The organism is Kitasatospora sp. NPDC088779 (genome assembly GCF_040685395.1).
In the GTDB taxonomy this organism is placed as follows: domain Bacteria; phylum Actinomycetota; class Actinomycetes; order Streptomycetales; family Streptomycetaceae; genus Kitasatospora.
Genome location: NZ_JBFBHW010000040.1, coordinates 36,380 through 62,984, shown reverse-complemented (window position 1 = coordinate 62,984; position 26,605 = coordinate 36,380). Strand labels below are relative to the sequence as shown.

Genomic DNA, 26,605 nt, shown 5'->3' with positions numbered 1-26,605 from the left:
GAGACGGACCGCCCACCCCGCCAGCGAGGAAAGCGCAAAGAAGATGGGTCAAAACCCGCGCAAGATCACTGGGAAGAGCGACGACAGCCCAGCTCATGCCGAAGCCGAATGAAGATCACGAGTGGAACCTACATTCCGCGCCCGCCCGCAGGGCCCGATGTGCGCGTCCGGCTCGCGTCGGGGCTGTCGGCGGCGGGCGCTAGCGTGGCCGCGTCGATCACTCGGGAGGAGACGCGATGAGGCTGCGGGACGTCGAGGCGGGGGACGTCGGGGCGTACGTCCGGATGCGGTGCGACGCGGTGATGATGGCCCAGCTGGGCGGGCCGCTGTCGGAGGAGCGGGTGCGGGAGCGGCTGCGCAAGGACGTCGTGGAGGTCGCCGAGGACCGTTCGTGGATCAAGGTGATCGTCCCGGACGGCGCCGGGCCGGAGGTGGTGGCCGGCTCCGTCACGCTCTGGTCGCACGAGGAGGACGGCGCCGCCGTGGCCGAGATCGGCTGGATGGTGCTGCCCGAGTTCCAGGGGCGCGGCCTCGCCAAGGCGGCCGTCCGGGAGCTGCTGGACGCGGCCGCCCGGGACGGCCGGTGGGGCCCGGTGCACGCCTTCCCGGCGACGGCCAACGGCCCGTCCAACGGGATCTGCCGGGCGCTCGGCTTCCGGCTGCTCGGCGAGCTGGACGTCGACTTCGCCGACCGAGTCCTGCACTGCAACCACTGGGTGGTGGTGCCGGGGGAGCACCACGCATCGGGCACGGAATAAATGGGATGCCGCCCGAAAGCGGCGCCCGTACGGTGGCCCGATGGGCAACACAACCGATGACGGGGCCGTCGACATCGTGAACGGCCTCCAGATCCGCGCGATCGCCGAGAGCGAGGTGGCCGCGTGGGACCGGGCGCTCGCTCTGGGCTTCCTGCGTTCGCACGCGGAGAGCACGGCCGACTTCCGCCGCCTGCAGTGGGAGCCGGGCCGGATGCTGGCCGGCTTCGACGGCGACCGCTGCATCGCCACCTTCCGCAGCTTCGACGTCGAGCTGACCGTCCCGGGCGGGGCCACCGTCCGGGCCGACGCCGTCACCGCCGTGACGGTCAGCACCACCCACCGCCGCCGCGGCCTGCTCGGCACGTTGATGCGCCGCGACCTCGCGGCCGCCGCCGAGCGGGGTTCGGCGGTCGCCATCCTGATCGCCGCCGAGTACAACATCTACGGCCGCTACGGCTTCGGCCCGGCCACCCGCGGCCACGGCTGGAACATCGACCTGCACCGCACCCGCGGTCTGCGCGACGGCCTGCCCACCGTGCCCGGCGGGCGGATCGACTTCGTGACCATGGCGCAGGCCCGCGAGCTGGGCCCCGACCTGCACGAGCGCTGGCGGCGCACCCAGCCGGGCGCGATCGCCCGCGACGAGCTGTGGTGGAAGCGGAACACCGGCGAACTCAAGGTGCCGGGGAACGAGTTCAAGGAGCCGTTCGCGGCCGTCCACCGGGACGCCGACGGTACGGTCACCGGCCTGGTGGCCTACCGGGTCGACGACACCTGGGACGGCAGCTACCCGAACTGCACCCTGACCGTGGCCGACTTCCTCGCCCTCGACCGGGCGACCGCCGCCGAACTGTGGCGCTTCGTCCTCTCCGTCGACTGGGTGCACAAGGTCGTCGCGGAGAACATCGGCCCGGACGACCCGCTGCCGCTGCTGCTCCAGGACCCGCGCGCCGCCACCCCGTACGTGGACAACGCCGACTTCACCTGGCTGCGGGTGCTGGACGTGGCGGCCGCGTTCGACGCCCGGACGTACGGCGCGCCCGGCCGGGTGGTCCTGGAGGTCGAGGACCGGCTCGGCTACGCCTCCGGCCGCTGGGCGATCGAGGTCGCCGCGGACGGCACCGGCCGCTGCACCCGGACCACGGACGACGCCGACCTCGCCCTGGACGCCTCCGAGCTGGCGTCGCTCTACCTGGGCGGCGAGACGGCGCCCCGGCTGCTCGCGGCCGGCCTGCTCACCGAACTGCGCCCCGGCGCGGCGGCCGCCGCCGACCTGCTGCTGCGCACGCCGCTGCAGCCCTGGAACCCGGACGGCTTCTGAGCGACCGCCACGCCGAGGGCCGGATCGCACCGCTGCGGTCCGGCCCTCGACGCGTCCGAGCTGCCCTCGGGCGGGTTACTTGACGGCGGTTTTCCCGATGGTGGGCAGGATGAAGTCCTGAATGAGGCCCTTGGCATCGCGGACGATCGGGCGGAACACCCGATAACGCGAGAGGTTGATCACCCGGGCCGCCATGGGAGTGGACCGGCGGACGAATTCCCGCGTCCGCTCGGTGTCCTCGGTCCGGTCGAAGACCCAGTAGAGCACCACGACCATCAGGTGCAGCCAGAGCACGTCGGGCAGCAGCTCGCCCAGCTCGGCGTCCAGCTTGGGGGCCAGCTCCGATCCCTGCAACACGTCGCGGAACAGTTCCACGGCGGTCGCTCGCGCCGGGTGGGACTCGTTGGAGAACGGGCTCAGCGAGCTGGTGGGGTCGGCGGCCGTGCGGAAGAACTGCGCGGCGAACTCGTGGTACGGCGCGGCCGTGTCGAGCCAGGAGGTCAGCGCGATTTCCAGGCGCTCGGCAAAGTTCCGCGTATGGGCCATGCGGTTCCTGGCATCCGCCGCATGGTCGTACGTCATTCGGTCATAGAACCCTTGAATCAGGAATTCCTTCGCCGAGAAATAGTAGTAAGCATTGCCGACCGAGACGCCCGCCTCGGTGGCGATCGCGCGCATGGTGGTCTTCTCGTAGCCGCGCTCCTGGAAGAGCCGCATCGCGGTCTCCAGGATCAGTGCCCGGGTCTGCTCGCTCTTGTCGGTCTTCGGCTGCGCCCGGCCGCCGGGCATGGGCCCGCTGTCGGCCGCACCGCTCGTGCCGTCCGTTCGGTTCGTCGCTGCCAGGTCGTCCACGGGCACGAGCCTAACCGGAGACGAAGCTCCGACCCGTGTCGGTGGACGCGGCACCGGGCGTCCCCTCCGTGCTCGGTGCCACATCCACCACCCCCGCCATTTCGAACGCGTTCAAAATGATGTGAGCACTGTAGAGGTTTCGCTTGAACATGTTCAACTCTAATCTGTGGGAGGCTCGTCACATGATCAGTCCCGTGCAGACCACCATCCGGCGCGGCGGAGCGCAGGACGCCGCGGCCGTCGCCGACCTGCACGCCCACAGCTGGAGCACCGCCTACCGCGGGATCGTCCCCGCGGACGCACTCGGCGACGGGCTGCCCGTCCAGCGGCGCGAGCTGTGGGAGCTGCGGCTGACCGTCGACTACGGCGATCCGGCCGCCGAGCCCGAACTGCTGATCGCCGAACAGGCCGGGGAGGCGGTCGGGTTCATCTACCTCGTCCCGCAGCCGGACGGCCGGGTACTGGTCGACAACCTGCACGTCCGTCCCGGGCGGACCGGCGGCGGCGTCGGCCGCGCGCTGTTCGCCGCGGCCCGCGCCCACGTCGCCGAACGGCACCCCGGGGCCGGGCTGTACCTGGAGGTGCTGCGCGACAACGTCCGCGCGATCGCCTTCTACGAGCGCGAGGGCGGCGTGCGGACGCGGGTGCAGGAGGGTGTGTTCCCGGGCGGGTACGTGCTGCCCGAGTGCGTGTACAGCTGGTCCGCCGAGAGCCTCGCGGCGCAGGCGGTGTCAGCGCAGGCGGCGCCGGCTCAGCCGACGTCGTAGACCGTCACCGGCACCCCTCGCTCCACCAGCCGCGCGGACACCAGCGGTTCGACCCGCTCCCAGCGCCCGCCGGCCAGCCCGCAGCCGATCCGCGGCATGTGGACGGAGGCGCCGAGTTCCCGCGCGTGGTCGCCCAGCGCGGCCAGCGCGGTGTCGATCGCCTCGTACCGGACCGGCACCCCGGTGGAGCGCCCCGTCCGGATGCCGCGCTGGCCGACCAGGTTGGCCACCCAGACGTACGGCTCGACCTGCACCAACTGCAGGGCGCCGAGCCCGAAGTCGTTCCCCGCCCGCTCCCGGTGCCAGCGCCGGAACGCGGCCTCGGGCTCGGGCCAGCGTCCGGACAGCGCGAGCACGAAGCCCTTGCCCCAGCCGCCGAGGTCGTTGCAGACGTGCGCGATCACCTTCACGCCCTTGCCCTGCGGCGCGGTGGCATCGCCCCGGACATAGGTGATTTCCGCCATGCCTCGAACGCTAGACCGAGGCTCTGACAGTCCGCTCGGCATTTTCCGCAGGGGCCCCGGCGGCGGGTGCCGCCCCGACCCCGCCGGCGCGCAGGTGCCGCCGCCCGGCCAGGGCGATCAGCAGGGCGAGCGCGGCGGCGCAGGCCGGCAGCGCGTAGCCGGTGCCGGGGGCGGCGTGCTCGGCGACCGCGCCGGCGAGCGCCGCGCCGCCCGAGATGCCGACCACGATGCCGGACACCGCGACCGCCATCCCCTCGTTGAACTGCCGCCCCGGCAGCAGCTCCTGGACCAGCGTCATGCCGGTCACCATGGTCGGCGCGGTGGCCGTGCCGGCCGCGAACAGCGCGATCCCGAGCAGGCCGAGCCCGGCCCCGCCCAGTCCGGCGGCGAGCGGCAGCAGCAGCACCCCGGCCATCGCCGCGGCCCCGGACAGGAAGCGCACCCCGGTCGCCCGACGCGGCGTCAGCAGTCCGAACAGCAGCCCGGCCAGGCAGGATCCGCCCGCGACCAGGGCCAGCAGCGCGCCCGCCGCCGCCTTGTGCCCGAGCGCGTCGGCGTACGCGACGGTGGTGATCTCGGTCGAGCCGAAGACGACGCCGGTGGCGAGGAAGGCGAGCAGCAGCACCCGCAGCCCGGGCACCCGCAGCGGCGAGCCGTGGCGGTCGCCCTCCGAGCGGGCGGGCAACGGTGGTTCGGTGCGCCGCTGGGCCGCGAACAGGAGGGCGCCGGTGGTGCCGAGCGCCCCGGCGGCGAGCAGTCCGGCCTCCGGGGCGACCGCCGTGCAGAGCGTCATGGCGAGGACGGGCCCGGCCATGAAGCAGAGTTCGTCCAGGGCCTGTTCGAGGGAGTTGGCCAGGTGCCGGGCGGCCGGGTCGGCCCGGTACAGGTGTGCCCAGCGGGCCCGGGCCATGCCGCCGAGGTTGGGCGCGGCCGCGCCGGCCGCCCAGCAGGCGTAGAGCGTCCAGTCGGGTGCGCCGAGCCGGAGGCAGAGCAACAGGGCGGCGAGCGGGGCGGCGTTGTAGAGCGCGGCCGGTACGGTCACCCGCGCCTGCCCGTACCGGTCCACCAGCCGACCGAGCAGCGGCATCCCGATCGCGCCGGTGATCAGCCCGGCCGCCGAGACGGTGCCGGCCAGCGCGTAGGAGCCGCGCCGTTCGGCGAGCAGCACGACCAGCGAGACGCCGTTCATCGACAACGCGAGCCGGCCGAGCAGCCCGGCGAGGGTGAAGGCGGCTGCGCCGGGGGCCGCGAACAGCCGCCGGTAGGAGGTGAGGAGGGCGCGCGAGGGCATCGGGCTCCTGGGGAGAGTGAGGGGGGTGCCCATCAGCCTCCCGTCGGTGCCCGGCGGCGGTCCAACACCTGTTCCGTCGCATTCACAGCAGGTTGTTGTTAATCTGCCGCCCATGCCCCGTGACCTGCACCCCCGACTGCTCCGCGGCTTCGTCGCGACCGCCGAGAGCCTGCACTTCGGCCGGGCCGCCGGGCGGCTGCACGTCGCCCAGCAGGCGCTCAGCCGGGACATCCGGACCTTGGAAGGGCTGCTCGGCGACGCGCTGTTCACCCGCACCACCCGCAGCGTCGAACTCACCCCGGCCGGGCAGCGGTTGTTGCCCCGGGCGCGTCGGCTCCTCGCCCTGCACGACGAGATCCTGGCGGGCGCCGCGGCCCGGCCGCTGCTGCTGGACCTCAACAGCGACGTCACCGGCCCGGACCTCACCGCCGACCGGGTGCTCGAACGCGCCCGCGCCGCCTGGCCGGAGGGCGAACTGCTGGCCCGCTTCCACGGCGGCCTCGCCGCGGCCGCCGCCGAACTGCTGGCCCACCGGCTGGACGTGTCCTTCGGCCGGTTCGCCGGACTGCCCGCCCCGCTGCGCGACCAACTCGCCCAGCGGCCGGTCCGGTTGGAGCGGATCTCGGTGATGATGGCGGACACCCACCCGCTGGCCGGCCGTCCGGTGCTGCGGGTCGCCGAGCTGACCGGGCATCCCGTCGACGTCTGCGCCGGCAACCCGGCCACCACCGAGTGGGCCGATCTCGGCGTCCGCCTGCTGCGCGAGCACGGCCTGACGCCGGCCGCGCCGTACGTGCCGCCGGTGGGCGTGGACGAGACGGCCCGCTACCTGGCCCGGCACGGCGATCCGATGCTGACCACCGTCGGCGGGCCGAGGATTCCGGGGGTGGTGAACGTGCCGCTGGTGGAGCCGGTGCCGCTGAGCCTGGTCAGCCTGGTGCACCGGCCCGGCGAGCGCCACCCGGGGCTGGCCGCACTGGGCGCCGCGGCCGCCGGGCTCGGTGCGGCCGAGGGCTGGCTGCGCCGGCCGGCGGGCAGCTGGCTGCCGGTGGCGGACGCGGCGCTGCTCGGGTGAGACCGGGCCGTCGGGACGGGCCGCCGGAAACTCTGGGACGCGACACCGCCCCTGCCATCGGGGGTCGGCAGGGGCGGCGGGTGGGCGGACCGGACCGCGCGGCGGGTCCGGCGGCCCGGGTGGCAGTCGTGGACGGCCGGGTCAGGCCGCCTTGACGGCGGAGATGTCGAAGCTGAGCTTGACCTTCTCGCTGATCAGCACGCCGCCGGTCTCCAGGGCCGCGTTGTAGGTCAGGCCGAACTCGGTGCGGTCGAGGACGGCGCTGCCCTCGAAGCCGACCCGCTCGGCGCCGTAGGCGTCGGTGGCGCTGCCGGTGTACTCCAGGTCCAGGACCACCGGGCGGGTGGTGTCCTTGATGGTCAGCTCGCCGCTCATCCGGTACGTGTCGCCGCGCAGCCGTTCGGCCGAGGTGCTGCGGAAGCGGATCTCCGGGTAGGTGTCGGCGGCGAAGAAGTCGCCGGTGCGCAGGTGCTCGTCGCGCTGGGCCTGGTTGGTGTCGATGCTGGCGACCTTGATCACCAGGTCGGCGGAGGAGTTGCCCGGGGTGCTGCCGTCCAGGTGCAGCTTGCCGTCGTACTCGGTGAAGCGGCCCTTGACGTTCGTCACCATGGCGTGGCGCACCGAGAAGGCGACCTCGCTGTGCGTGGTGTCGATGGTCCAGTCGCCGGTCAGGTGGGCGAGGTCCGGGCCGGTCGGGGTCTCGGCGACGGCGGTGGGGGTGGCGGTCTTGGTGCGGTTGAACAGGCCCATGGCTCCTCCTCGGGTCCGAAGCCATTTGTTTAGGCTTCAACTTGTTGGTTTCAGCGTAGGCCGCTTTCGTTCAAATTTCAACCACAGCCCTCGGCGTTTCGCGAAAGACTTGGCGGAGCGGCACTGTCGGACCGCCCGGTTAGGCTGCGAAGGACGGTTCCGCCGACCGGAAGGCCTCCCGCATGTTCGTCCTGCACGCGCTCTGGCGGGCGGGCGGACGGCTGGCCCTGTGGGCCGAGGACGCCCGCGCCCATCCGGGCGCCGCCGAGCCCCGCCCCGGCCGGGCGGCCCCGCGCGCCCACCCCTACGCCTGCCCGGCCGGCGAACTCGCCGCCGTCCTCGGCGGCATCGGGCCCGGCCTCGGCTGGCTCGCCGGCCAGGCCCCCGAGCGCTGGGCCACCCTGCTGCTGCCCACCACCGGCGCCCTGCCCGCGCCCTCGCCGGACCTGCCGGTCACCCCGGTCCGGGGCGCGGCGGTCCTGGCGCCCTGGCGCGTCCCCGCGCTGCTCTTCGACACCGGGGCGGCCGCCCAACTGCTCGGCGAGGTCTTCGACCCGCACTGGGCCGTCACCAGCACCGATCTGCCCGGTACCGGGCGCGTAGAGGTCGTCCAGGGCCCCTCGCTGCGCTGGCTGACCGGCGTGCACGACCTCGCCTGGCGAACGGTCGGCCGGGGCCGGGTGCTGCCGCTGCCCGTCCTGGCGGACGGCCGTCCGCAGGCCCGTTGGCGGCCCGACCCCACCCCGGCGGGCCGCCGGGAGGCCGCCGCACTGGCGGACGGCTGCCCGCCCGTCCTGCTGGGGGAGTGGCCGGCCGGCGCCGCCGGCACCGGCGAGGTCCTGCTGGACGCCGCGCTGGGCGCGCTGGTGGACGCCGAGGCCCGGGCCGCCCTGGCCGGCACGCCCCCGTTGGGCCCGGGCGGTGCCCGGACCGGCGACGCCCGAACCGGTGGCGCTCCGGCGCCCGCCCCGACGGCCGCCGCGCTGGGAGCCGACGCCCCGACGGCCGCTGCGATGGGGACCGCCGCGGTGGGGGCCGCCGCCGAACGCTGGCTGCACGCCCTGACCACCCCGGACGGCGGCCTCGCGAACGTCCAGTCCGAGGGCTTCGCCGAACTGCGCCGCCGGCTCGCCGCCTGGTACGCCGCCGCCGAGCCCACCGCGCCCGCGCTCCGGCTCTGCTTCCGCCTGCTGGAGCCGCTCGGTCCCGACCCGGACGACCCCGAGGGCCGGCCCTCCGACGACGCCTGGCAACTGGAGTTCCTGCTCCAGGCCGTCGACGAGCCCTCCCTGCTGGTCCGCGCCGCCGACCTGCACGAAGGCGGCGCCGCCCACGCCGCGCTGGCCCGCAAGGCGCCGGACCCGGCCGACGTCCTGGTCACCGAGCTCGCCCGCGCCGCCCACCGCTGGCCGGCCCTGGACGGCCTGCGGCACCGCTCCCGCCCGGCCGCCCTGCCGCTCGACCGGGCCGGCGCGCTGGACTTCCTGCGCACCGCCGCGCCCGCCCTCGCCGAGGGCGGCTTCGGCGTGCTGCTGCCCGCCTGGTGGCGCCGCCGGCCCAGGCTCGGGCTCGCCCTGCGGGCCACCACCCCGCCAGCGCCGGGCTCGCTCGCCGTCGCCTCCCAGGTGGACCGGGACGCCGTGGTCGCCTTCCGCTGGCAGGCCGCGCTCGGCCCGGAGGGGGCGCCGCTGACCGAGCAGGAACTGGCCGAACTCGCCGCCGCCAAGCAGGGGTTGGTCCGGGTCCGCGGCACCTGGCTGGAGGCCGACCCGGAGCAGATCGCCGCCGCGCTCGCCTTCCTCGCCGACCGGCGCGACGGCGTGCTGGCCACCGCCGACCTGCTGCGGCTGGCCCTCGATCCGGAGGCGACCGTCGCCGGGCTGTCCGTCACCGCCGTCCGCGCGGACGGCCCGCTCGGCGACCTGCTGGCCGGGCGCGCCGCCCCGGCCCCCGCCCCCGTGCTGCCGCCCGACTTCCGGGCCACCCTGCGCCCCTACCAGGAGCGCGGCCTGGCCTGGCTGCGGGCGATGGCCGGGCTCGGCCTCGGGGCCGTGCTGGCCGACGACATGGGCCTCGGCAAGACCGTCCAGACCCTCGCCCTGCTGGCCACCGAGCAGGCCGAGGGGGCGGTCGGCCCCACCCTGCTGGTCTGCCCGATGTCCCTGGTCGGCAACTGGCAGCGCGAGGCCGAGCGCTTCGCCCCCGCGCTGCGGCGCCACGTCCACCACGGCTCCGGCCGCCTCGGCGCCGACCGACTCGCCGAAGCCGTACGGGGTGTGGACCTCGTCATCACCACCTACGGGCTGGTCCAGCGCGACCTCGCCGCGCTGCGGGCGATCCGCTGGCGCCGGGTGGTCGCCGACGAGGCGCAGTACGTCAAGAACGCCGGCACCGCACAGTCCCGGGCCGTCCGCGCGCTGCCCGTCACCCGCCACCGGATCGCCCTGACCGGCACCCCGGTGGAGAACCGGCTCGCCGAACTGCACGCCGTCCTGGACTTCGCCAATCCCGGGCTGCTCGGCCCGGCCGAGCGCTTCAAGGAGCGCTACGCGATCCCGGTCGAACTGCACCGCAGCCCCGAGCGCACCGCCGAACTCCAGCGCCGTACCGCCCCGTTCGTGCTGCGCCGGCTCAAGTCCGACCCGGCGGTGGCCGCCGAGCTGCCGGCCAAGCAGGAGATGACCGTCTGGTGCAGCCTCACCGCCGAGCAGGCGGGCCTCTACCAGGCCGTGGTGGCCGACCTGCTGCAGCGGGTCGAGGGGATCCGGGGCGTGGAGCGGCGCGGCACCGTGCTGGCCGCGATCGGCAAGCTCAAGCAGGTGTGCAACCACCCGGCCCAACTGCTGCACGACGGCTCGGCGTTGGGCGATCGCTCGGGCAAGGTGGCCCGGCTGGCGGAGCTGCTGGAGGAGGCGCTGGCCGAGGGCGACCGGACGCTGGTCTTCACCCAGTACGCCGAGTTCGGCACGATGCTCCGCCCGTACCTGGCCCGCCGGCTCGGGGAGGAAGTGCTCTACCTGCACGGCGGCGTCCCCCGGGCCCGCCGCGAGGAGATGGTCGAGCGCTTCCAGTCCCCGGACGGGCCAAGGGTGTTCCTGCTCTCGCTGCGGGCCGGCGGCACCGGCCTCAACCTGACCGCCGCCAACCAGGTGATCCACCTGGACCGCTGGTGGAACCCGGCGGTCGAGGAGCAGGCCACAGACCGCGCGTTCCGGATCGGCCAGCGCCGGGACGTCCAGGTCCGGCGACTGGTCTGCGTCGGCACCGTCGAGGAGCGGATCGACGAACTCCTCGCCGCCAAGCGCTCGTTGGCCGCAGCGGTGGTGGGGGAGGGGGAGCGCTGGCTCACCGACCTGCCGGTCGAGGCGCTGCGTGAACTGGTCGCGCTCACCCGTGAGGACGCCGTCGCCGAGGAGGACGCATGACACCCGACCACCCCGCCCCCGTCCCACCCGGAAACACCCCCGCCGGGAACGCCCAACCCGGGGACGCCCCCGCCGTGAACGCCCCCGCCGTGAACGTCGCCGCCTACTGGGGCGGCGGCTTCACCCTGCGCCCGGCCCCGCCCGGGCCCGAGGAGGAGCCCGACGAGCCCTCGCTGCGCCGTCTCGGCCGCTCCGGCGTCACCGTGCGCGGCCGCGACCTCGCCACCCTGCTCGCCCCCGCGTACGAGACGTTCCGCGGCTGACGAGGCCTCGGCTCGCCACGGCCCGTGCGGTAGCGTCGGAGCGGTGACCGACACTCTCACCGACCCCGCCCTCGACGACTTCGAGCGGCACCGCCGGATGATCTTCGGTATCGCCTACCGGATGCTCGGCAGCGTCGCCGACGCCGAGGACCTGGTCCAGGACACCTGGCTGCGCTGGAGCGGGGTCACCGGCCCGGTCGCCAACCCGGGTGGCTACCTGGCCCGGACGGTCACCAACCTCGCGCTCAACCGGCTCGACTCGGCCGCCGTCCGCCGCGAGGCCTACGTCGGCCCCTGGCTGCCCGAGCCGCTGGTCGCCGAGCCGGACGCGACCGCCGACGTCGAGCGTGCCGAGACGGTCTCGTTCGCCCTGCTGGTGGTGCTGGAGAGCCTGTCCCCGCTGGAGCGGGCCGTCTTCGTCCTCAACGAGGCCTTCGGCTTCTCCTACCGGGAGATCGCCGAGGCGCTGGAGCGCACCGAGGCCGCCTGCCGGCAGGTCGGCAGCCGGGCCAAGGCGCACGTCCGGGCCCGCCGGCCGCGCTACGACGCCCCGCCGGAGCTGCGCCGCCGCGCCACCGACGAGTTCCTCGCGGCCTGCGTCGGCGGCGACCTCAACCGGATGCTGGACCTGCTCGCCCCCGACGTCACCTCCTGGACCGACGGCGGCGGCGTGGTCCGCGCCGCGCTGCGCCCGGTCACCGGCGCCGGCAACGTCGCCCGCTTCCTGCTCGGGGTGCTCGGCCAGCTGGGCGAGGGCGTCGAGCTCCGGCCGGTCCTGGTCAACGGCCAGCCCGGGCTGCTGGTCACCCAGGACGGCGCGATCGACGCCGTCTCGGTGTTCGACTTCGTCGAGGGGCCCGACGGTCGGCCCCGGATCGCCGAGCTGCGCATCGTCCGCAACCCGTCGAAGCTCGCCCACCTCACCGGCCGGGCTTGACCCTCGACCTGGTCGAGCCCGCAGAGTCACCGGCATGGAGAGCGAGCTGCACAGCATCGGCGAGCTGGCCCGCGCCAGCGGTCTGGGCGTCGGCACCCTGCGCTACTACGACGGCGCCGAGGTGCTCACCCCCGCCTGGGTCGACCCGCAGACGGGCTACCGCTGGTACCGGCCCGGGCAACTCGCCGACGCCCGCCTGCTGGCCCGGCTGCGCCGGGTCGGCCTGCCGCTGGCCGGCATCCGCGCCGTGCTCGGCGCGGCGCCCGGCTCCGGCGAGGCCGCGCGGGTGCTCGACGCGCACCTGCGCCGGCTGGAGGACGGCCTCGCCGACGCCCGCCGCGAGCTCTCCCTGATCCGCGTGATGATCGACCAGAGGGAGCAACCGATGAGCACCACCCCCGCCGAAGTCCGCTTCACCGTCCCCGCCGAGGAACTGGCCGCCGCACTGGACGCGGTCCGCTTCGCCGTCGGCGGCGACCCCGGAACCCCGGCGCTCGCCGGGGTGCTGTTCGAACCGGACGGCCCGGTGCTGCGCCTGGTCGCCACCGACCGCTACCGGATGGCGCTCGCCGAGGTGCCCGCCACCACGGCGCCCGCCCGGCCGGACGGCGGCACGATCGTCCCCACCGCCCTGGTCGACGCCCTGCGCGCGCTGCTCGGCGCGGGCGCGGGCGCGGCCGAGGTCGCGGTGACCCTCGGCGGCGGCCTGGTCCGGGCCGAGACCGGCGGCCACCGGATCGAGGGCGCCGCCCTGGACTTCGACTACCCCGACCACCGGGTGCTGACCCGGCTCGAACCGGAGCACCGGATCGACCTGTCCGCCGCCGAACTGCGCGGCGCCGTCGAGACCGGCGCCACCCGCACCCTGCCCTCCGGCCCGAACGGCGCGGACTGCGCGGTCACCGTCCTCACCCTCACGGCGGACGGCCGCCTGGCGGTGGCCGGTGCCGAGCCCGGCCCCGAATCCGCGTCCGGAGACCTGAGGGTGGCGGTCAACCGCGACTTCCTGCTGGACGCCCTGCGGGTCGGCCGGCCCGAGCAACTGGTGCTCGAACTCGGCGGCCCGATCGCCCCCTTGGCGATCCGCACGCCGGGCCGGGAGGGCACCTTCTCGCTCCTGATGCCGGTCCGCGTCCCCGACCTCGGCTGAGCCCGCCCGCCGTTTGCTGTTGTTAACATCCTGCTTGCATCTGCAAGCAGGATGTTGCAGTCTGCTGGCATGGCCTCACTGAACGTCGGCTCGCTGGGCGAGTACATCCGCGAGCAGCGCCGGAACGCGCAGTACTCACTGCGCCAGCTGGCGGAGGCCGCAGGCGTGTCGAACCCGTACCTCAGCCAGATCGAGCGCGGGTTGCGCAAGCCGAGCGCGGAGATCCTGCAGCAGATCGCGAAGGCGCTGCGGATCTCGGCGGAGACGCTGTACGTCCAGGCCGGGATCCTGGAGGAGCGGCGTGGTGAGGGCCTGGAGCTGCGGGCCTCGATCCTGGCCGATCCGCTGGTCAACGAGCAGCAGAAGCAGGCGTTGCTCGCGGTCTACGACGCCTTCCTGAAGGAGAACGCCGTCCAGCGGGGCGCGGTGGCCGAGCGGTCGCCCGCGGCCGGCACCGGCACCGGCGTTCCACCAGCCTCCGGCCCGACGACCGACGGCTCAGCCACCCAGAACATCCACCGGGAGGACCGGTAAGCATGCCGATCACCGACGAGATCAAGAAGACCCTGAGCGACCCGACCCCGCTGTACGCCATCGCCGGCGCCGGGGATCTCGCGTACGAGAAGCTGCGCGAGGTGCCGGGCCGGGTGGAGGCGCTCACCGCGGACCGCAAGGGCGCGCAGGAGAAGGCCACCGCCCGGTTCCAGGAGGCGCAGACGAAGCTGGCCGAGGCGCAGGCCAAGGTCACCGAGACCGTCACGACGCTCCCCGTCGACCTGCGGACCCTCCAGGAGCGGGCGCAGGGCTTCGCCCTCCAGCAGGTCGGCCGCGCGGTCGAGCTGGCGGTGAAAGCCAAGGAGACGTACGACGAGCTGGCCGAGCGCGGCAAGGTCGTGGTGGATCGGGCCCGCCCGGGCGCGCCCGCCGAGCCGGGGCAGCCGGCCGGGGAATCGGAGCTCGCCCGGGCGTCCGAGCCGGTCGAGGCCGAGCTGGTCGAGGACGACACCGACACTGACACCCCGGCCGCCGACGCCCGGCCCGCCCCGAAGAAGGCCGCCCGCGCCCGGAAGGCCACCGACCGCGCGGAGTGAGGGTAGGGCCGCCGGACGGGCACATCCGGTGACCGCAGAACGTTGACAGGAGAGCGGACGGTCGACCGTGCCAGGATGGGCGGTGGCCGGAGCGCCGGAGGCGAGAGACAGAGGAGAGCGTGATGGGCGGAGTGGCCCAGATTCTGGACTTGGCCTATCTGAACCCGATCTGGTGGCTGTCCGTCGCCATCCTGGGCTTCAAGCTGTTCGCCCTGGGCGACGCGGTCACCCGCCGTGAGGACGCCTACCGGGCGGCGGACAAGAAGACCAAGCCGTTCTGGCTGGCGATCCTGGCGATCGCCTTCGGCTGGGACCTGCTGTTCGGGGTGAACTTCTTCACCGGCATCGGGACGCTCGCCGGGCTGGTCGCGTCGATCGTCTACATGGTGGACGTGCGTCCGGCGATCCGGGAGCTGACCGGTGGTGGCGGCCGTGGCGGCCGCAGCAACACCGGTCCGTACGGCCCCTGGTAGGCCGCGCGATCGGGCGACGACCAGGCAACGGCGAGGCCCGGGCGGGGAGTTCACCCGCCCGGGCCTCGCCGTATCCAGCCGGCTCAGCCGAGGATCAGCTGCACCGGGTTGCGTTCCAGCAGCAGCACCGCGACGTCGTCCGTCAGCGCGCCGCCGTTCAACTCCTCGACCTCGGCGATGGCGCTGTCGACGAGCCGGCCCCGGGTGAGCCCGGCGGACTGGTGGTCGCCGATGAGGTCGGCCAGGCCGTCCTGGCCGAGACGGCGGGAGCCGGCCCCGACCCGGCCCTCGATCAGCCCGTCGGTGTAGAGCAACAACCGCCAGCCGGGCTGGAGTTCGAGCTGGTGGGCGGGCCACGCGGCCTGCCCGTCGTGGCACGGCAGCAGGCCGAGCGCCGGACCGGCGAGGTCGGCGGGCAGGGTGACCGGCTGGTGGTCGCGGCCGAGCAGCAGCGGCGCCGGGTGCCCGGCGAGGTAGAGCCGGGCAGGCTCGCCGGCGCCGAGCGAGTCGAGGCCGCCGCTGGCGCCGCCCGGCTCGATGACGAGCATGCAGAGCGTCGCGAAGATCTCGTCGCTGCGCCGCTCGTGTTCCAGCACGTGCTGGAGGGTGGTCAGCAGGGCCTCGCCGGTGAGGCCCGCGAAGACGAGGGTGCGCCACGCTATCCGGAGGGCGACGCCGAGCGCGGCCTCGTCCGGGCCGTGGCCGCAGACGTCGCCGATCACGACGTGGACGGTGCCGTCGTCGGTGCGGACGGCGTCGTAGAAGTCGCCGCCGAGCAGGGCGCGGCGGCGGCCCGGGCGGTAGCGCCGGGTGAAGGAGAGGCCCGCGCCGTCGAGCAGCGGGGTGGGCAGCAGGTGGCGTTGGAGCCGGGCGTTCTCCTGGCCGCGCAGTTCGGCCTCGACGAGGCGGCGCTGCGACTCGTCGGCGCGCTTGCGCTCGACGGCGTAGCGCAGGGCGCGGCCCAGCAGCGGGCCGTCCGTCGCGTGCTTGATCAGGAAGTCCTGGGCGCCCGCGGCGACGGCGGCCGCGCCCAGTTCGGCGCCGGCCGCGTCGGTGAGCACCACGACCGCGGTGTGCGGGGCGCGGCGGAGCAGTTCGTGCAGGCCTTCGAGGCCGTCGGAGTCGTCGGACGGGTGCGGCAGGTCGGCGGGGGCGGCGAGGTCGAGCAGCACGCAGCTGAACTCGCTGCCGCGGGAGCGCCCGCGCCGGGTGCCGGACGGGGACACGGCGAGCAGTTCGGTGGCCTGTTCCAGCCCGCGGGCCCAGTGGATCTCGATCGAGGTGCCGCTGTCGGCGACCGCCGCCTTGATCAGCTGGGCGTCGGAGGCGTCGTCCTCGATCACCAGCAGTTTGAGCGGAGCGGTGCTGCTGGCGGCCACCGCGGCGGGGGCGTCGGCGGGGGCCGAGGTGTGTCCGGTCTGGTGCCGGGGGTGCGGTATCGGGGGAGCGGCCGTCACCGGGCCGGCCGGCGTCGGGCCGGTCAGGGCCGGGCGGTTGCGGGCATGGTCAACGGGGGCGCCGGCCTGGGCGCCCGACAGGCTCGTGGCACCAGGTGCCCGCCCGTCTCCCGTTGCGGGCATCGGTGGTTCCTCCCTTTCCCCGAGTGCGTAACGGTCAGCGCCCGTCCGCAGTGCCCGCCTGGCACCGTGCGCCGGGGAACTTCTCGCGACCATAACGTGATCTCCGGGGATTTCTCTGGCCGACCGGCGCCGTTGTGGTTTTTGCCACGCCGGTGGCGGTGCGGTGATCTGACTCGGACGACGGCTGGGATCCCCGCGTCGGCGGGGAAGGAAGGGGGACGGGCGAGGGTGACGCGGATCACCCTGGTCGAGGGTGACGTCGGGGGCCGCAGGTGGACGCCGTGGCACCGGGCGGCGACGGCGCACGGGCGGGTCGTCCGGCGGCGTCCATCGTGACGTGATGGGGCGTCAACACGCCAGTGGTATTCGATAACTCGTTCGAGTGAATGCGGCGAGTCGCTCACCCGCACCGGCCCCGGTCCGTGCCTGGCCGGCGGCTCCGGCCGCGCGACCCACTACGGTGCGAGCGCGCTCCAGGGCACCGTGACCTCGCCCTGCCGCCACCGCCCGCGCGCGTCCACCAGCGGCCAGTCGCCCGCCAGCGCCGTGCAGGCCGCCACCCAGCGCTGCCGCGCCCCGAACGCCCCGTACGGCGCGGCCGCCGCCCAGGCCCGGTCGAAGTCGGCCAGGAAGGCGTGCACCGGTCGGCCCGGCACGTTGTGGTGGATCAGCGCCTTCGGCAGCCGTTCGGCCAGGTCGGAGGGCTGGCCGAGGCCGCTCAGCCGGGCCGCGAAGGTCACCGTCCGGGGCCCCTCCGGGCCGAGCGCGACCCAGACGTGCCGCCGTCCGATCTCGTCGCAGGTGCCCTCCACCAGCAGCCCGTCCGGAGCCAGCCGGGCGCAGAGCCGCTCCCAGACCCCGGCCACCGCCGACTCGTCGTACTGCCGCAGCACGTTGGCGGCCCGGATCAGCTGGGCCGGCGCGCCGCCGTCCAGCGGAACCTCGAAGCCGCCGCGCCGGAAGGTGAGCAGTGGCGGTTCGGCGTACGGCAGCGCGGCCGTGACCCGCTCCGGCTCGATCTCGATCCCGACCACCCGGACGTCCGGGCGCACCGTGCGCAGCCGCCCGGCCAGTTCGACGGCCGTCCACGGCGCGGCGCCGTAGCCGAGGTCGACCGCCACCGGCGGGCGGCCACCGGCGCGCAGCGTGCGGCCGAGGGTGTGGGCGATCCAGCGGTCCATCCGCCGCAGCCGATTGGTGTTGGTGGTGCCCCGGGTGACCGTCCCCACCGGCCGTCCGGTCCGCCCACGGGTGGGTGCGGTCGCGGAGTCGAAGGAGGCAGCCATGCCTGGAAGGGTAGTCGGGTCCGCGTCGGCACCGCTGTGACCTGGGACGTCACCCCGTCCGACATCTCGTCCGGCATCTCGTCCGCCGGACCGGGAATGCCGGACGCGGGCCGGGTGGTTGGCTGTCTGGTGGTGATGTGTGCCCGGGACGGGGCAGCGCACACCGGACAGCGGGCGGCCCGTGCGCGGGCCGCCGAGACGGGCCGCACAGAGGAGGCTTCAGCCAGGTGATCCAGCACCCCGTCCGTTCGGTACGCCGTGCCCAGCCCGCCGCGCCCGCGCGGGGCCGGCTCCAGTCGCTCGTCCCGGGCCGCCGCCGCCCGCGCCGGATAGCGATGCTGAGTGTCCACACCTCGCCGCTGCACCAGCCCGGCACGGGGGACGCCGGCGGGATGAACGTCTACATTGTCGAGCTGGCCAAGCGCCTGGCCGCGCTCAATATCGAGGTCGAGGTGTTCACCCGGGCGATCTGCTCGGACGACGCCCCCACCGTCGAGCTGGCCCCCGGCGTGCTGGTCCGGCACGTCACCGCCGGCCCGTACGAGGGCCTGCTGAAGGAGGATCTGCCCGCCCAGCTGTGCGCCTTCACCCACGGGGTGCTGCGGACGGAGGCGGGCCACCGCCCCGGCCACTACGACCTGGTGCACTCGCACTACTGGCTCTCCGGGCAGGTCGGCTGGCTGGCCGCGCAGCGCTGGGGGGTGCCGCTGGTGCACACCATGCACACCATGGCGAAGGTGAAGAACGCCGCGCTGGCCGAGGGTGACACGCCCGAGCCCGCGGCCCGGGTGATCGGCGAGACCCAGGTGGTCGAGGCGGCCGACCGGCTGATCGCCAACACCACCGAGGAGGCCGCCGAGCTGGCGCTGCACTACGCTGCCCGGCCGGACCAGCTGGCCGTCGTCCACCCCGGCGTCAACCTGGACGTCTTCCGCCCCGGCGGGGCGTCGGCGCGGGCCGCCGCCCGGGCCCGGCTGGGCCTGCCGCAGGACGCCGCGGTGCTGCTCTTCGCGGGCCGGATCCAGCCGCTGAAGGCCCCGGACGTGCTGCTGCGGGCGGTCGCCGAGCTGCTGGCGCGCCGCCCGGGGCTGCGCGAGCACCTGCTGGTGCCGGTGGTCGGCGGTCCGTCCGGCACCGGACTGGCCCGGCCGGAGAGCCTGCACAAGCTCGCCGCCCAGCTGGGCATCGGCGACGTGGTGCGGTTCCACCCGCCGGTCGGCCAGGCCGAGCTCGCGCAGTGGTACCACGCGGCGACGGCGCTGGTGATGCCCTCGTACAGCGAGTCCTTCGGGCTGGTCGCTCTGGAGGCGCAGGCCTGCGGCACCCCGGTGGTGGCGGCCTCGGTCGGCGGCCTGCCGGTCGCGGTGCGGGACGGCGAGACGGGCACGCTGGTGCACGGCCACGACCCGGCGGCCTGGGCGCACGCGCTGGAGCCGTACGTCACCGACCGGGGCCTGGTCGCCCGGCGCGGCGCGGCGGCGGCCCGGCACGCGGCCGGCTTCGGCTGGGACACCGCCGCGGCCGGCACCGCCGAGGTGTACGCCGGAAGCCTGGCCCGCCCGGCCGGCCGCTTGGCCGCCGCCCGGCGGCGGCTGGCCTGACCGCGGCCTGACCGCGGCCGGACCACGAGCCGACTGCGGCCCGACTGCGGCCCGACTGCGGCGGCCGGGGGCACGCACCGCTGGTGCGCGCCCCCGGTACCGCCGAGTAACGTCACCCCCATGGCAATCCGCACCAAGGACGAGGCCCTGACCCTCCTGCGCACCGCCCTGGACGACGCCGGAGCGGCCTGGGAGCCCGCCGCCACCGACCCGTACACGCTGGTGGTGACGCTCCCGGGCACCCGCAAGCTGAGCACCGCCTGCGCGCTGCGGGTCGGCGACCACACCCTGTCGGTGAACGCCTTCGTGATCCGCCGACCGGACGAGAACCACGAGGCCGTCTACCGCTGGCTGCTGGAGCGCAACACCCGGCTGTACGGCGTCGCGTACGCGATCGACCCGCTCGGCGATGTCTACCTGGCCGGCCGCCTGCCCCTGGAGGCGCTCACCCCGGACGCCGTGGACCGGCTGCTCGGGACGGTGCTGGAGAACGCCGACGAGCCGTTCAACACCCTGCTGGAGCTGGGCTTCGCCTCGGCGATCCGGCGCGAGTGGGAGTGGCGGACCAAGCGCGGGGAGTCCACCCGCAACCTGGCCGCCTTCGCCCACCTGGCCGCCCCGGCGGCCGACTGACCCGGTAGCGGGGCCGACGCCCTCAGATGCCCGCCGGAGCCTTCTTCTCCGCGGCGGGCTCCGTCACCTCGGTCACCGGCACCTCCGGCACCTCCGTCACCTCCGTCACCTCGGTCACCTCGGTCACCGCGACCTCCGTCACCGCGACATCCGGCACCGCCCCGGCGCGGCCCGCCGTCGCGTCCGTGCGCCGCCCGAGCACCACGTGCCCGGCCGCCGCGACCGTGCCGCAGACCCCGCACACGATCCAGAGCACCGCGGAGCCGGCGTGCTGCAGCAGCAGACCGCCGATCGCCGGGCCGAGGAACGAGGCGAGCGACCAGGAGAGCGAGTAGACGCCCTGGTAGCGGCCGCGCGCGTGGGTCGGCGCCAGTTCGGCGACCAGTCCCATGATGGTCGGCGCGTTCAGGACCTCGCCGACCGTCCAGACCGCCACCGAGAGGGCGAACAGCCACGCGGACGACCCGGCCAGCGCCGCCAGCCCGAAGCCCCAGCCCGTGATCAGGCAGCTGGCTATCAGCATGGCGGTCCGGGAACGGGCCTCCATCCACCGGGTGAGCGGGATCTGGAGCACCACGATCAGCAGCCCGTTCAGGCCGATGACCAGCCCGTACTCGGTGGAGCTGATGCCCGCGGCACCCATGTCGACGGCCAGGGTGGTGCTGCCCTGCTGGAGGATCAGGGCGAGCAGCAGGTTGAGCCCGACGACGGCCATGAACCGCCCGTCCCGGAACACCGCGCCGAGGCCGACCGTCGGCTCGTCCGTCCCCTTCCCGTGCTGCGGCGAGTCCTGCGGCTTGGTCTCGGGGATCCGGATGAAGATCACCACCGCGCACACCAGCGTGGAGAGCGCGTCGAGCAGGAAGAGCGTGAGGTAGCCGTGGGTGGCGATCAGGCCGGCCACGGCGGCGGAGAGGCCGAAGCCGATGTTGATCGCCCAGTAGTTCAGCGAGTACGCGCGGACCCGGTCCTCGGCCGGGACGAGGTCGGCGATGATCGCCGAGGTCGCGGGCCGGGTGGCGTTGTTGCAGAGGCCGACCAGGAAGGCCACCGTGGCGATCGCCACCTGGCCGTCCGTGAAGCCGAGTACGGCGGTGAACAGTGCGGTGCCGAGCTGGGCGGCGACCAGGGTCGGGCGCCGGCCGATCCGGTCGGTCAGCACGCCGGCGCCGATCGCGGCGACGGCCGAGCCGAGGCCGTAGAGGGAGGCCACCAGGCCCGCGTAGGAGGCCGAGTACCCCCGGTTGGTGGTCAGGTAGAGCGCGAGGAAGGTGAGCACGAAAGCGCCCAGCTTGTTCACCAGCGTGCTCACCCAGAGCCACCAGAACTCCCGTGGCAGCCCGCCCACCGTCTCCTGTATCAGCCTTCGGATCCGGGGGTTGGTGAACAGGGCGACGGGCATGTGGGGGGCTCCCGGGGCAGGCGTCCGCCGAGCGGCACGGGCAGGTCCGGTCAGCCGACGTATGTAAGTGTCAGATAGGCGGTGCACACATTACACATCTGCCGTAGGTCCGGACCAGCGCTTTTCCTGCCTCCATTAAGCTGGGGGCCATGGCTGACACGACGTACCGACTCATCCTGCTCCGCCACGGCGAGAGCCAGTGGAACCAGAAGAACCTGTTCACCGGTTGGGTCGACGTCGACCTCAACGAGAAGGGTGAGAAGGAGGCCGCGCGCGGTGGCGAGCTCCTGGCCGCCGAGGGCCTGTTCCCGGACGTGCTGCACACCTCGCTGCTCCGCCGTGCGATCCGCACCTCGCAGATCGCCCTGGACAGGGCCGACCGCCACTGGATCCCGGTCAGCCGCAGCTGGCGCCTGAACGAGCGACACTACGGTGCGCTCCAGGGCAAGGACAAGGCCCAGACCCTGGCCGAGTTCGGCGAGGAGCAGTTCCAGCTGTGGCGCCGCTCGTACGACACCCCGCCGCCGGTGCTGGCCGATGACGCCGAGTATTCGCAGGCCGGTGACGCCCGCTACGCGGACATCCCGAGCGAGCTGCGTCCGCGCACCGAGTGCCTGAAGGACGTCGTCGACCGGATGCTCCCGTACTGGTACGACGCCATCGTCCCGGACCTCGCCGCCGGCAAGACCGTCCTGGTCACCGCCCACGGCAACAGCCTGCGCGCGCTGGTCAAGCACCTCGACGGCATCTCCGACGAGGCCATCGCGGGCCTGAACATCCCGACCGGCATCCCGCTCGTGTACGAGCTCGACGCCGACTTCAAGCCCGTCACCAAGGGCGGCCGCTACCTCGACGCCGACGCCGCCGCCGCGGCCATCGAGGCGGTCAAGAACCAGGGCAAGAAGTAACCCGCCTGGCGAAACGGCCCCGCCTCCCGGTTCGCCGGGGGCGGGGCCTTCGTCGTTCAACCGGCCTGTGCGGAAGTCGAGTTGAGTCCGGATTCGGCGGCCGGATCCGGGCTCGTCCCAATAGTGGTTCAGACCATTGACGGGTGGCGGAGTCCGCTCCTACGGTGAGGGCGCCGGACTGCCGCAGGCATGCCAAGGATCTCCCCGTCCCGGCCGCCGCACCCCCACGCGCGCGCGTCTGCGTCCCGGCGCACTCTCCATCCACCCCCACGGAGGAGCATCATGCGCACACGTCACATCGTCGGGGCGGTGGTCGCCGCCCTCGCGGTGCCGCTCACCCTCGCCGTCCCGGCGCAGTCCCACGGGTACATCTCGACGCCGCCCAGCAGGGCCGCGCTCTGCGGAGCGGGCGGGGTGTCGTGGGACTGCGGCGACATCCAGTGGGAGCCGCAGAGCGTCGAGGGCCCCAAGGGCTTCCCGAACGCCGGGCCCGCCGACGGCACCATCTGCGCCGGCGGCAACTCCCGCTTCGCCGAGCTGGACGACCCGCACGGCGGTGCCTGGCCGACCACCGAGGTGACGGCGGGGCAGCAGCTCACCTTCACCTGGACGTTCACCGCCCGGCACGCGACCACCGACTTCCGCTACTACCTGACCAAGCCGGGCTACGACGCGAGCCAGCCGGTCACCCGGGACAGCCTGGACCTGACGCCCTTCCTGATCGCCCCGTACGGCGGGAAGCAGGTGCCCAGCACGCTCAGCCACACCGCGACCGTCCCGAGCGGGCGCACCGGCCACCAGGTCGTGGTCGCGGTCTGGACGATCGCCGACACAGGGAACGCCTTCTACTCCTGCACCGACGTCCAGTTCTGACGCCCGGGGCGGCACGGTGACGCCGTGCCGCGGACGCGAGGCACCAGGACGCGCAACGAGGTGCACGGCCGACGGAAGGCCGTGCACCTCGGGAACTCCTCGGCGGCGGACCGCTCAGTGGCCGCCGCAGCAGCCGCCGTCCGCGCCGCCGCACTGGCAGGGCGCGCCGGACTGGCAGCCGCAGCCGCAGCCGGGGCCGCAGCCGCAGCCGGCCGCGAGGACGGGCAGGAGCTTCGGGGTGGGCGGCTCGACGGTTTCGTGGGCGCGTGCCGGTCGGGTGGGGTTGGCCTTCATCGAGCTGTTCCCTCCTAGTGACGGGCACAGTCCTGTGCCCCCAACGTCGAGTGAAGCCGCCGATCGGAGGGAGCGTCAACAGGCGCGCAGTGGTGGGATGTACGGGGCGTCGTGCGCCCCCACCACCCCTGTCGCAGGTTTACTCACCCCGCGAGGGGAGCGGCCGCCCCTTGAAGCCCCGAGCCCGAGCCCGAGCCCGAGCCCGATATGCCGAGCCCCGAGACGCCGAGCCCCGAGGCGGCCGCACCGCACCCGCACGAGGTCACTCCGCCGCCGCGGCCTCCGAGGCGGCCACGAACTCGGCCACGTGCTCGCCCGTCACCAGGTACACCACGCGCTTGGCGACCGACACCGCGTGGTCCGCGAAGCGCTCGTAGTAGCGGCCGACCAGGGTGATGTCGACGGCGGTCTCGATGCCGTGGTGCCAGCGGTCGTCGATCAGGTGCGACAGCAGCTCGCGGTGCAGGGAGTCGATGGCGTCGTCGTCCTGCTCCAGCTCCAGGGCCTTGTCGACGTCCTTGGTGGCGATCACCAGGCCGGTCTTGGCCACCAGGCGCTGGGCGAGCTGGCCCATCTCCAGGACGGTGGAGTGCAGGTCGCCGGGCACGGCGGAGTCGGGGTAGCGCATCCGCGCGACCTTGGCGACGTGCCGGGCGAGGTCGCCGCAGCGCTCCAGGTCGGAGCTCATCCGCAGCGAGGTGACGACGATGCGCAGGTCGGTGGCGACCGGCTGCTGGCGGGCGAGCAGGTCGATCGCGCGGTTCTCCAGCTCGTGGTGGAGGTCGTTGATCTTCTCGTCGGCGGCGATCACGCTCTCCGCCAGCGCCAGGTCCGCGTCCAGGAGTGCGGTGGTGGCCCGGCCCAGGGCCGAGCCGACCAGTCGGGCCATCTCGACCAGGCTGTCGCCGATCGCATCGAGTTCCTCGTGGTACGCGTCGCGCATGCTCTCTCCTCAGTAGCTGTGTCGGTGGCGGTGCCGACCGGCCGGCCCGTCCGACGATCGTCTTGTCGTCCGGGTGACCGCTGCTGGTGGCGCGAATCGTACGCGCACACCTGAGGCGACGGCCGGTGGTTCGGCCCGCCGCCCACTCCCACACGGGCTGCATGGCCAACTCTGGGCCGTCCGGGCGACGATGCACGGCCGGTGTGGTGAATCAGCGGCCACGTGAAGGTGAATTCTCGGCAACGCGTGGCCGATGCCTTGATCGGGCCCTTGGGGAGTGGCCTGGCCGTGCGCTTACGCTGGCCACATGGACGTGAACGTGGCCGCCGCCGCTGCCTGCGCCATAGCCGGGCTCGGCGTCGGCCTCACGGCCTCCATCGCCTTCCGTTGGAGCGAGCGCGAGCAGGCCAGGGGCAGGTACGGCGGCACCAGCAGCAGACACCACGGTCGGCACCAGGGCCTGGGCGCCGGCACCCCGGAGCCCCCGCTGCCGCCGGGGGTGGACACCGTCCTCTCCGTCCTCCGCTCCTGCGCGATCGTGCTGGGCGAGGGCGACGAGGTGGTCAAGGCCAGCTCCGCGGCGTACGCGATGGGACTGGTGCGCGGCGGCGCGGTCGCCGTGGACCAGATGCTCTCGCTGGCGCGCGCCACCCGCCGGGACGGCGAGATCCGCCAGGTCGAGCTGGAGGTGCCCCGCCCCGGCGTGGCCCGTGCGGGCGAGCCGCTCGCGGTCTCCGTCCGGGTCGCCCCGCTGGGCTCCCGGCTGGTGCTGGTGCTGGTCGAGGACCAGACCGAGCGCCGCCGGGTGGAGGCGGTCCGCCGGGACTTCGTGGCCAACGTCAGCCACGAGCTGAAGACCCCGGTGGGTGCCCTGTCGCTGCTCTCCGAGGCGGTCGCCGACGCGTCCGACGACCCGGAGGCGGTGCAGCGCTTCGCCGGCCGGATGCAGATCGAGGCGACCAGGCTGGCCAGCCTGGTCCAGGAGATCATCGACCTCTCCCGGGTGCAGGACGACCGGCTGATGGTGGACCCGGAGCCCGTCGCGGTGGACGAGCTGATCGCCGAGGCGATCGACCGCTGCCGACAGCAGGCCGCCGCCAAGCAGATCCTGATCACGGCCGGCGGCATCGCCGGGCTCTACCTGCACGGCAACCGCGGCCAGCTCGCCGCGGCGCTCGGCAACCTGGTCGAGAACGCCGTCAACTACAGTCCTCCCCGTACCCGGGTGGCGATCGCCACCCGCCGGATCTCCAGCGCCGCGGCGCTCGGGGAGGCGGACGGCGAGCTGATCGAGATCTCGGTCACCGACCAGGGCATCGGCATCTCGGAGAAGGACCGCGAGCGCGTCTTCGAGCGCTTCTACCGGGTCGATCCGGCCCGCTCCCGGGCGACCGGCGGAACCGGCCTCGGCCTGTCCATCGTCAAGCACGTCGCCGCCTCGCACGGCGGCACGGTCTCGGTGTGGAGCGTCGAGGGCCAGGGTTCGACCTTCACCATCCGCCTGCCCGCCGGGCAGGCGCCCGAGGCCGAGGACGGCGACGACCTCGACGACACCGGCGACCTCGGCACCCGCGGTGCCACCGGCGTCCGTGGCGCCGCCGCCGCGCCCACCAGAACCCTCACCACGGACCGGACGGCCACCACAGGCCGCACGGACCGTCCGCTCCCCACGGGGGAGCGGGAACACCCCCTGTCAGACGCAACCCCCCAGCTTGCCCCGGAGGCCTGATCGTGACCCGAGTACTGGTGGTCGAGGACGAGGAGTCGTTCAGCGACGCCCTGTCGTACATGCTCCGCAAGGAGGGCTTCGAGGTGGCCGTCGCCGCCACCGGCCCCGACGCCCTGGAGCAGTTCGAGCGCAACGGCGCCGACCTCGTCCTGCTCGACCTGATGCTGCCGGGCCTGCCGGGCACCGAGGTCTGCCGTCAGCTGCGGGTGCGCTCCAACGTGCCGGTGATCATGGTCACCGCCAAGGACAGCGAGATCGACAAGGTGGTCGGTCTGGAAATAGGTGCGGACGACTACGTCACCAAGCCCTACTCCACCCGTGAGCTGGTCGCCCGGATCCGGGCGGTGCTGCGCCGCCGCGGCGAGGACGGCGGTGCCGGCGAGAACGGCGGCGGCCCGGGCGCCCTGGAGGCGGGCCCGGTCCGGATGGACGTCGACCGGCACGTGGTGACCGTGGACGGCGCCAAGGTCGACCTCCCGCTGAAGGAGTTCGACCTGCTGGAGATGCTGCTGCGCAACGCGGGCCGGGTGCTCACCCGCATGCAGCTGATCGACCGGGTGTGGGGCGCGGACTACGTCGGCGACACCAAGACCCTGGACGTCCACGTGAAGCGCCTGCGGGCCAAGATCGAGCCGGACCCGGGCGCCCCGCGCTACCTGGTCACGGTCCGCGGCCTGGGCTACAAGTTCGAGCCGTAAACCGCGGGCGCGGACAGACGCGGAAGGCCCCCGCCGGCAGT

The 26,605-nt window shown here is 74.2% G+C and carries 26 protein-coding genes; 17 read left to right on the top strand and 9 right to left on the bottom strand.

The genetic code is table 11. The features are described 5' to 3' along the window. Positions 1-236: 236 nt before the first annotated feature. Both AB0P03_RS29960 and AB0P03_RS29955 read left to right on the top strand, forming a co-directional pair. On the top strand, positions 237-758 hold the full coding sequence (locus tag AB0P03_RS29960; RefSeq protein ID WP_363631788.1) for a GNAT family N-acetyltransferase: 522 nt from the start codon (positions 237-239) through the stop codon (positions 756-758). A gap of 40 nt (positions 759-798) precedes the next feature. Beyond that, positions 799-2,079 carry a GNAT family N-acetyltransferase gene (locus AB0P03_RS29955; RefSeq protein ID WP_363631787.1) on the top strand — a complete coding sequence of 427 codons (1,281 nt, stop codon included), beginning with the start codon at positions 799-801 and terminating at the stop codon, positions 2,077-2,079. 75 nt (positions 2,080-2,154) lie between these two features. Here the strand turns inward: AB0P03_RS29955 and AB0P03_RS29950 are convergent, their stop codons facing one another. Next, positions 2,155-2,931 (bottom strand): TetR family transcriptional regulator, encoded by a 777-nt coding sequence (locus AB0P03_RS29950; protein WP_363582390.1) that lies wholly within the window; start codon positions 2,929-2,931, stop codon positions 2,155-2,157. Positions 2,932-3,125: 194 nt separating this feature from the next. On the opposite strand from AB0P03_RS29950, the gene AB0P03_RS29945 reads away from it, so the two are divergent. Beyond that, positions 3,126-3,698: a GNAT family N-acetyltransferase gene (locus AB0P03_RS29945; RefSeq protein ID WP_363631785.1), complete on the top strand. Its 573-nt coding sequence runs from the start codon at positions 3,126-3,128 to the stop codon at positions 3,696-3,698. Here AB0P03_RS29945 and AB0P03_RS29940 read toward each other — a convergent pair. Both AB0P03_RS29940 and AB0P03_RS29935 read right to left on the bottom strand, forming a co-directional pair. Then, the gene (locus AB0P03_RS29940; RefSeq protein WP_363631783.1) at positions 3,683-4,162 is read right to left on the bottom strand and encodes a macro domain-containing protein; all 480 of its coding nucleotides are present in this window, start codon (positions 4,160-4,162) and stop codon (positions 3,683-3,685) included. The genes AB0P03_RS29945 and AB0P03_RS29940 overlap by 16 nt on opposite strands. A 10-nt stretch (positions 4,163-4,172) precedes the next feature. After that, complete coding sequence (locus AB0P03_RS29935) at positions 4,173-5,453, bottom strand: MFS transporter (protein ID WP_363631781.1); 1,281 nt, start codon at positions 5,451-5,453, stop codon at positions 4,173-4,175. A gap of 112 nt (positions 5,454-5,565) precedes the next feature. On the opposite strand from AB0P03_RS29935, the gene AB0P03_RS29930 reads away from it, so the two are divergent. Next, positions 5,566-6,528 (top strand): LysR family transcriptional regulator, encoded by a 963-nt coding sequence (locus AB0P03_RS29930; RefSeq protein ID WP_363582382.1) that lies wholly within the window; start codon positions 5,566-5,568, stop codon positions 6,526-6,528. 141 nt (positions 6,529-6,669) lie between these two features. On the opposite strand, the gene AB0P03_RS29925 is transcribed toward AB0P03_RS29930, so the two are convergent. Further along, complete coding sequence (locus AB0P03_RS29925) at positions 6,670-7,278, bottom strand: YceI family protein (RefSeq protein ID WP_363582380.1); 609 nt, start codon at positions 7,276-7,278, stop codon at positions 6,670-6,672. Positions 7,279-7,460: 182 nt separating this feature from the next. Between AB0P03_RS29925 and AB0P03_RS29920 the strand changes: the two genes are divergently transcribed. From AB0P03_RS29920 to AB0P03_RS29890, 7 genes are all read left to right on the top strand, one after another. Continuing rightward, positions 7,461-10,703: an SNF2-related protein gene (locus tag AB0P03_RS29920; protein WP_363631779.1), complete on the top strand. Its 3,243-nt coding sequence runs from the start codon at positions 7,461-7,463 to the stop codon at positions 10,701-10,703. Continuing rightward, positions 10,700-10,966, top strand: coding sequence for a hypothetical protein (locus tag AB0P03_RS29915; protein WP_363631777.1), 267 nt, complete (start codon positions 10,700-10,702; stop codon positions 10,964-10,966). The genes AB0P03_RS29920 and AB0P03_RS29915 overlap by 4 nt, the downstream gene beginning before the upstream one ends. Before the next feature lie 43 nt (positions 10,967-11,009). Further along, positions 11,010-11,903, top strand: a complete 894-nt coding sequence (locus tag AB0P03_RS29910; protein WP_363631776.1) for an RNA polymerase sigma-70 factor — start codon at positions 11,010-11,012, stop codon at positions 11,901-11,903. A gap of 34 nt (positions 11,904-11,937) precedes the next feature. Beyond that, a complete protein-coding gene (locus AB0P03_RS29905) occupies positions 11,938-13,053 on the top strand; it encodes a MerR family transcriptional regulator (RefSeq protein ID WP_363631775.1) in 1,116 nt (371 codons plus the stop codon). Between the two features lie 69 nt (positions 13,054-13,122). After that, on the top strand, positions 13,123-13,587 hold the full coding sequence (locus AB0P03_RS29900; RefSeq protein WP_363582370.1) for a helix-turn-helix transcriptional regulator: 465 nt from the start codon (positions 13,123-13,125) through the stop codon (positions 13,585-13,587). 2 nt (positions 13,588-13,589) lie between these two features. Further along, positions 13,590-14,144: a hypothetical protein gene (locus AB0P03_RS29895; protein ID WP_363582368.1), complete on the top strand. Its 555-nt coding sequence runs from the start codon at positions 13,590-13,592 to the stop codon at positions 14,142-14,144. Between the two features lie 122 nt (positions 14,145-14,266). After that, positions 14,267-14,617 carry a DUF2516 family protein gene (locus AB0P03_RS29890; protein WP_063348783.1) on the top strand — a complete coding sequence of 117 codons (351 nt, stop codon included), beginning with the start codon at positions 14,267-14,269 and terminating at the stop codon, positions 14,615-14,617. A gap of 83 nt (positions 14,618-14,700) precedes the next feature. Here AB0P03_RS29890 and AB0P03_RS29885 read toward each other — a convergent pair whose 3' ends face one another. Together AB0P03_RS29885 and AB0P03_RS29880 are read right to left on the bottom strand one after the other, a co-directional pair. Then, the gene (locus tag AB0P03_RS29885) at positions 14,701-16,197 is read right to left on the bottom strand and encodes a SpoIIE family protein phosphatase (RefSeq protein ID WP_363582366.1); all 1,497 of its coding nucleotides are present in this window, start codon (positions 16,195-16,197) and stop codon (positions 14,701-14,703) included. Positions 16,198-16,652: 455 nt separating this feature from the next. Continuing rightward, positions 16,653-17,483 (bottom strand): class I SAM-dependent methyltransferase, encoded by an 831-nt coding sequence (locus AB0P03_RS29880; protein ID WP_363631774.1) that lies wholly within the window; start codon positions 17,481-17,483, stop codon positions 16,653-16,655. 227 nt (positions 17,484-17,710) lie between these two features. Between AB0P03_RS29880 and mshA the strand changes: the two genes are divergently transcribed. Next, positions 17,711-19,084 (top strand): D-inositol-3-phosphate glycosyltransferase, encoded by a 1,374-nt coding sequence (gene mshA / locus AB0P03_RS29875; RefSeq protein ID WP_363582362.1) that lies wholly within the window; start codon positions 17,711-17,713, stop codon positions 19,082-19,084. 120 nt (positions 19,085-19,204) lie between these two features. Then, positions 19,205-19,717, top strand: coding sequence for a YbjN domain-containing protein (locus tag AB0P03_RS29870; protein ID WP_363582360.1), 513 nt, complete (start codon positions 19,205-19,207; stop codon positions 19,715-19,717). A 22-nt stretch (positions 19,718-19,739) separates the two neighbouring features. On the opposite strand, the gene AB0P03_RS29865 is transcribed toward AB0P03_RS29870, so the two are convergent. Further along, the gene (locus AB0P03_RS29865) at positions 19,740-21,119 is read right to left on the bottom strand and encodes an MFS transporter (RefSeq protein WP_363631772.1); all 1,380 of its coding nucleotides are present in this window, start codon (positions 21,117-21,119) and stop codon (positions 19,740-19,742) included. A 149-nt stretch (positions 21,120-21,268) separates the two neighbouring features. Here AB0P03_RS29865 and AB0P03_RS29860 point away from each other — a divergent pair, with 149 nt between their 5' ends. Further along, entirely contained in the window at positions 21,269-22,027 is a 759-nt protein-coding gene (locus tag AB0P03_RS29860; RefSeq protein WP_363582356.1) for a phosphoglyceromutase, read from the top strand. 282 nt (positions 22,028-22,309) lie between these two features. Then, positions 22,310-22,900 (top strand): lytic polysaccharide monooxygenase, encoded by a 591-nt coding sequence (locus AB0P03_RS29855; RefSeq protein ID WP_363631771.1) that lies wholly within the window; start codon positions 22,310-22,312, stop codon positions 22,898-22,900. A 114-nt stretch (positions 22,901-23,014) separates the two neighbouring features. On the opposite strand, the gene AB0P03_RS29850 is transcribed toward AB0P03_RS29855, so the two are convergent. Together AB0P03_RS29850 and phoU are read right to left on the bottom strand one after the other, a co-directional pair. Next, positions 23,015-23,194: a hypothetical protein gene (locus AB0P03_RS29850; protein WP_063348791.1), complete on the bottom strand. Its 180-nt coding sequence runs from the start codon at positions 23,192-23,194 to the stop codon at positions 23,015-23,017. A gap of 262 nt (positions 23,195-23,456) precedes the next feature. Next, positions 23,457-24,137, bottom strand: a complete 681-nt coding sequence (gene phoU / locus AB0P03_RS29845) for a phosphate signaling complex protein PhoU (protein ID WP_350878362.1) — start codon at positions 24,135-24,137, stop codon at positions 23,457-23,459. 307 nt (positions 24,138-24,444) lie between these two features. Here phoU and AB0P03_RS29840 point away from each other — a divergent pair, with 307 nt between their 5' ends. Continuing rightward, positions 24,445-25,866: an ATP-binding protein gene (locus AB0P03_RS29840; protein WP_363631769.1), complete on the top strand. Its 1,422-nt coding sequence runs from the start codon at positions 24,445-24,447 to the stop codon at positions 25,864-25,866. 2 nt (positions 25,867-25,868) lie between these two features. After that, positions 25,869-26,564, top strand: coding sequence for a response regulator transcription factor (locus AB0P03_RS29835; protein ID WP_030061050.1), 696 nt, complete (start codon positions 25,869-25,871; stop codon positions 26,562-26,564). Positions 26,565-26,605: the final 41 nt, after the last annotated feature.

Bases quoted from the DNA above. Each gene is read 5' to 3' on its own strand.
- AB0P03_RS29850 (WP_063348791.1), bottom strand. From the start codon at position 23,194: ATGAAGGCCAACCCCACCCGACCGGCACGCGCCCACGAAACCGTCGAG.
- AB0P03_RS29840 (WP_363631769.1), top strand. From the start codon at position 24,445: ATGGACGTGAACGTGGCCGCCGCCGCTGCCTGCGCCATAGCCGGGCTC.
- AB0P03_RS29855 (WP_363631771.1), top strand. From the start codon at position 22,310: ATGCGCACACGTCACATCGTCGGGGCGGTGGTCGCCGCCCTCGCGGTG.
- AB0P03_RS29940 (WP_363631783.1), bottom strand. From the start codon at position 4,162: ATGGCGGAAATCACCTATGTCCGGGGCGATGCCACCGCGCCGCAGGGC.
- AB0P03_RS29915 (WP_363631777.1), top strand. From the start codon at position 10,700: ATGACACCCGACCACCCCGCCCCCGTCCCACCCGGAAACACCCCCGCC.
- AB0P03_RS29900 (WP_363582370.1), top strand. From the start codon at position 13,123: ATGGCCTCACTGAACGTCGGCTCGCTGGGCGAGTACATCCGCGAGCAG.
- AB0P03_RS29885 (WP_363582366.1), bottom strand. From the start codon at position 16,197: ATGCCCGCAACGGGAGACGGGCGGGCACCTGGTGCCACGAGCCTGTCG.
- AB0P03_RS29930 (WP_363582382.1), top strand. From the start codon at position 5,566: ATGCCCCGTGACCTGCACCCCCGACTGCTCCGCGGCTTCGTCGCGACC.
- AB0P03_RS29860 (WP_363582356.1), top strand. From the start codon at position 21,269: ATGGCTGACACGACGTACCGACTCATCCTGCTCCGCCACGGCGAGAGC.
- AB0P03_RS29935 (WP_363631781.1), bottom strand. From the start codon at position 5,453: ATGCCCTCGCGCGCCCTCCTCACCTCCTACCGGCGGCTGTTCGCGGCC.
- AB0P03_RS29920 (WP_363631779.1), top strand. From the start codon at position 7,461: ATGTTCGTCCTGCACGCGCTCTGGCGGGCGGGCGGACGGCTGGCCCTG.
- AB0P03_RS29895 (WP_363582368.1), top strand. From the start codon at position 13,590: ATGCCGATCACCGACGAGATCAAGAAGACCCTGAGCGACCCGACCCCG.
- AB0P03_RS29890 (WP_063348783.1), top strand. From the start codon at position 14,267: ATGGGCGGAGTGGCCCAGATTCTGGACTTGGCCTATCTGAACCCGATC.
- AB0P03_RS29865 (WP_363631772.1), bottom strand. From the start codon at position 21,119: ATGCCCGTCGCCCTGTTCACCAACCCCCGGATCCGAAGGCTGATACAG.
- AB0P03_RS29880 (WP_363631774.1), bottom strand. From the start codon at position 17,483: ATGGCTGCCTCCTTCGACTCCGCGACCGCACCCACCCGTGGGCGGACC.
- AB0P03_RS29905 (WP_363631775.1), top strand. From the start codon at position 11,938: ATGGAGAGCGAGCTGCACAGCATCGGCGAGCTGGCCCGCGCCAGCGGT.
- AB0P03_RS29955 (WP_363631787.1), top strand. From the start codon at position 799: ATGGGCAACACAACCGATGACGGGGCCGTCGACATCGTGAACGGCCTC.
- AB0P03_RS29960 (WP_363631788.1), top strand. From the start codon at position 237: ATGAGGCTGCGGGACGTCGAGGCGGGGGACGTCGGGGCGTACGTCCGG.
- AB0P03_RS29870 (WP_363582360.1), top strand. From the start codon at position 19,205: ATGGCAATCCGCACCAAGGACGAGGCCCTGACCCTCCTGCGCACCGCC.
- AB0P03_RS29925 (WP_363582380.1), bottom strand. From the start codon at position 7,278: ATGGGCCTGTTCAACCGCACCAAGACCGCCACCCCCACCGCCGTCGCC.
- phoU (WP_350878362.1), bottom strand. From the start codon at position 24,137: ATGCGCGACGCGTACCACGAGGAACTCGATGCGATCGGCGACAGCCTG.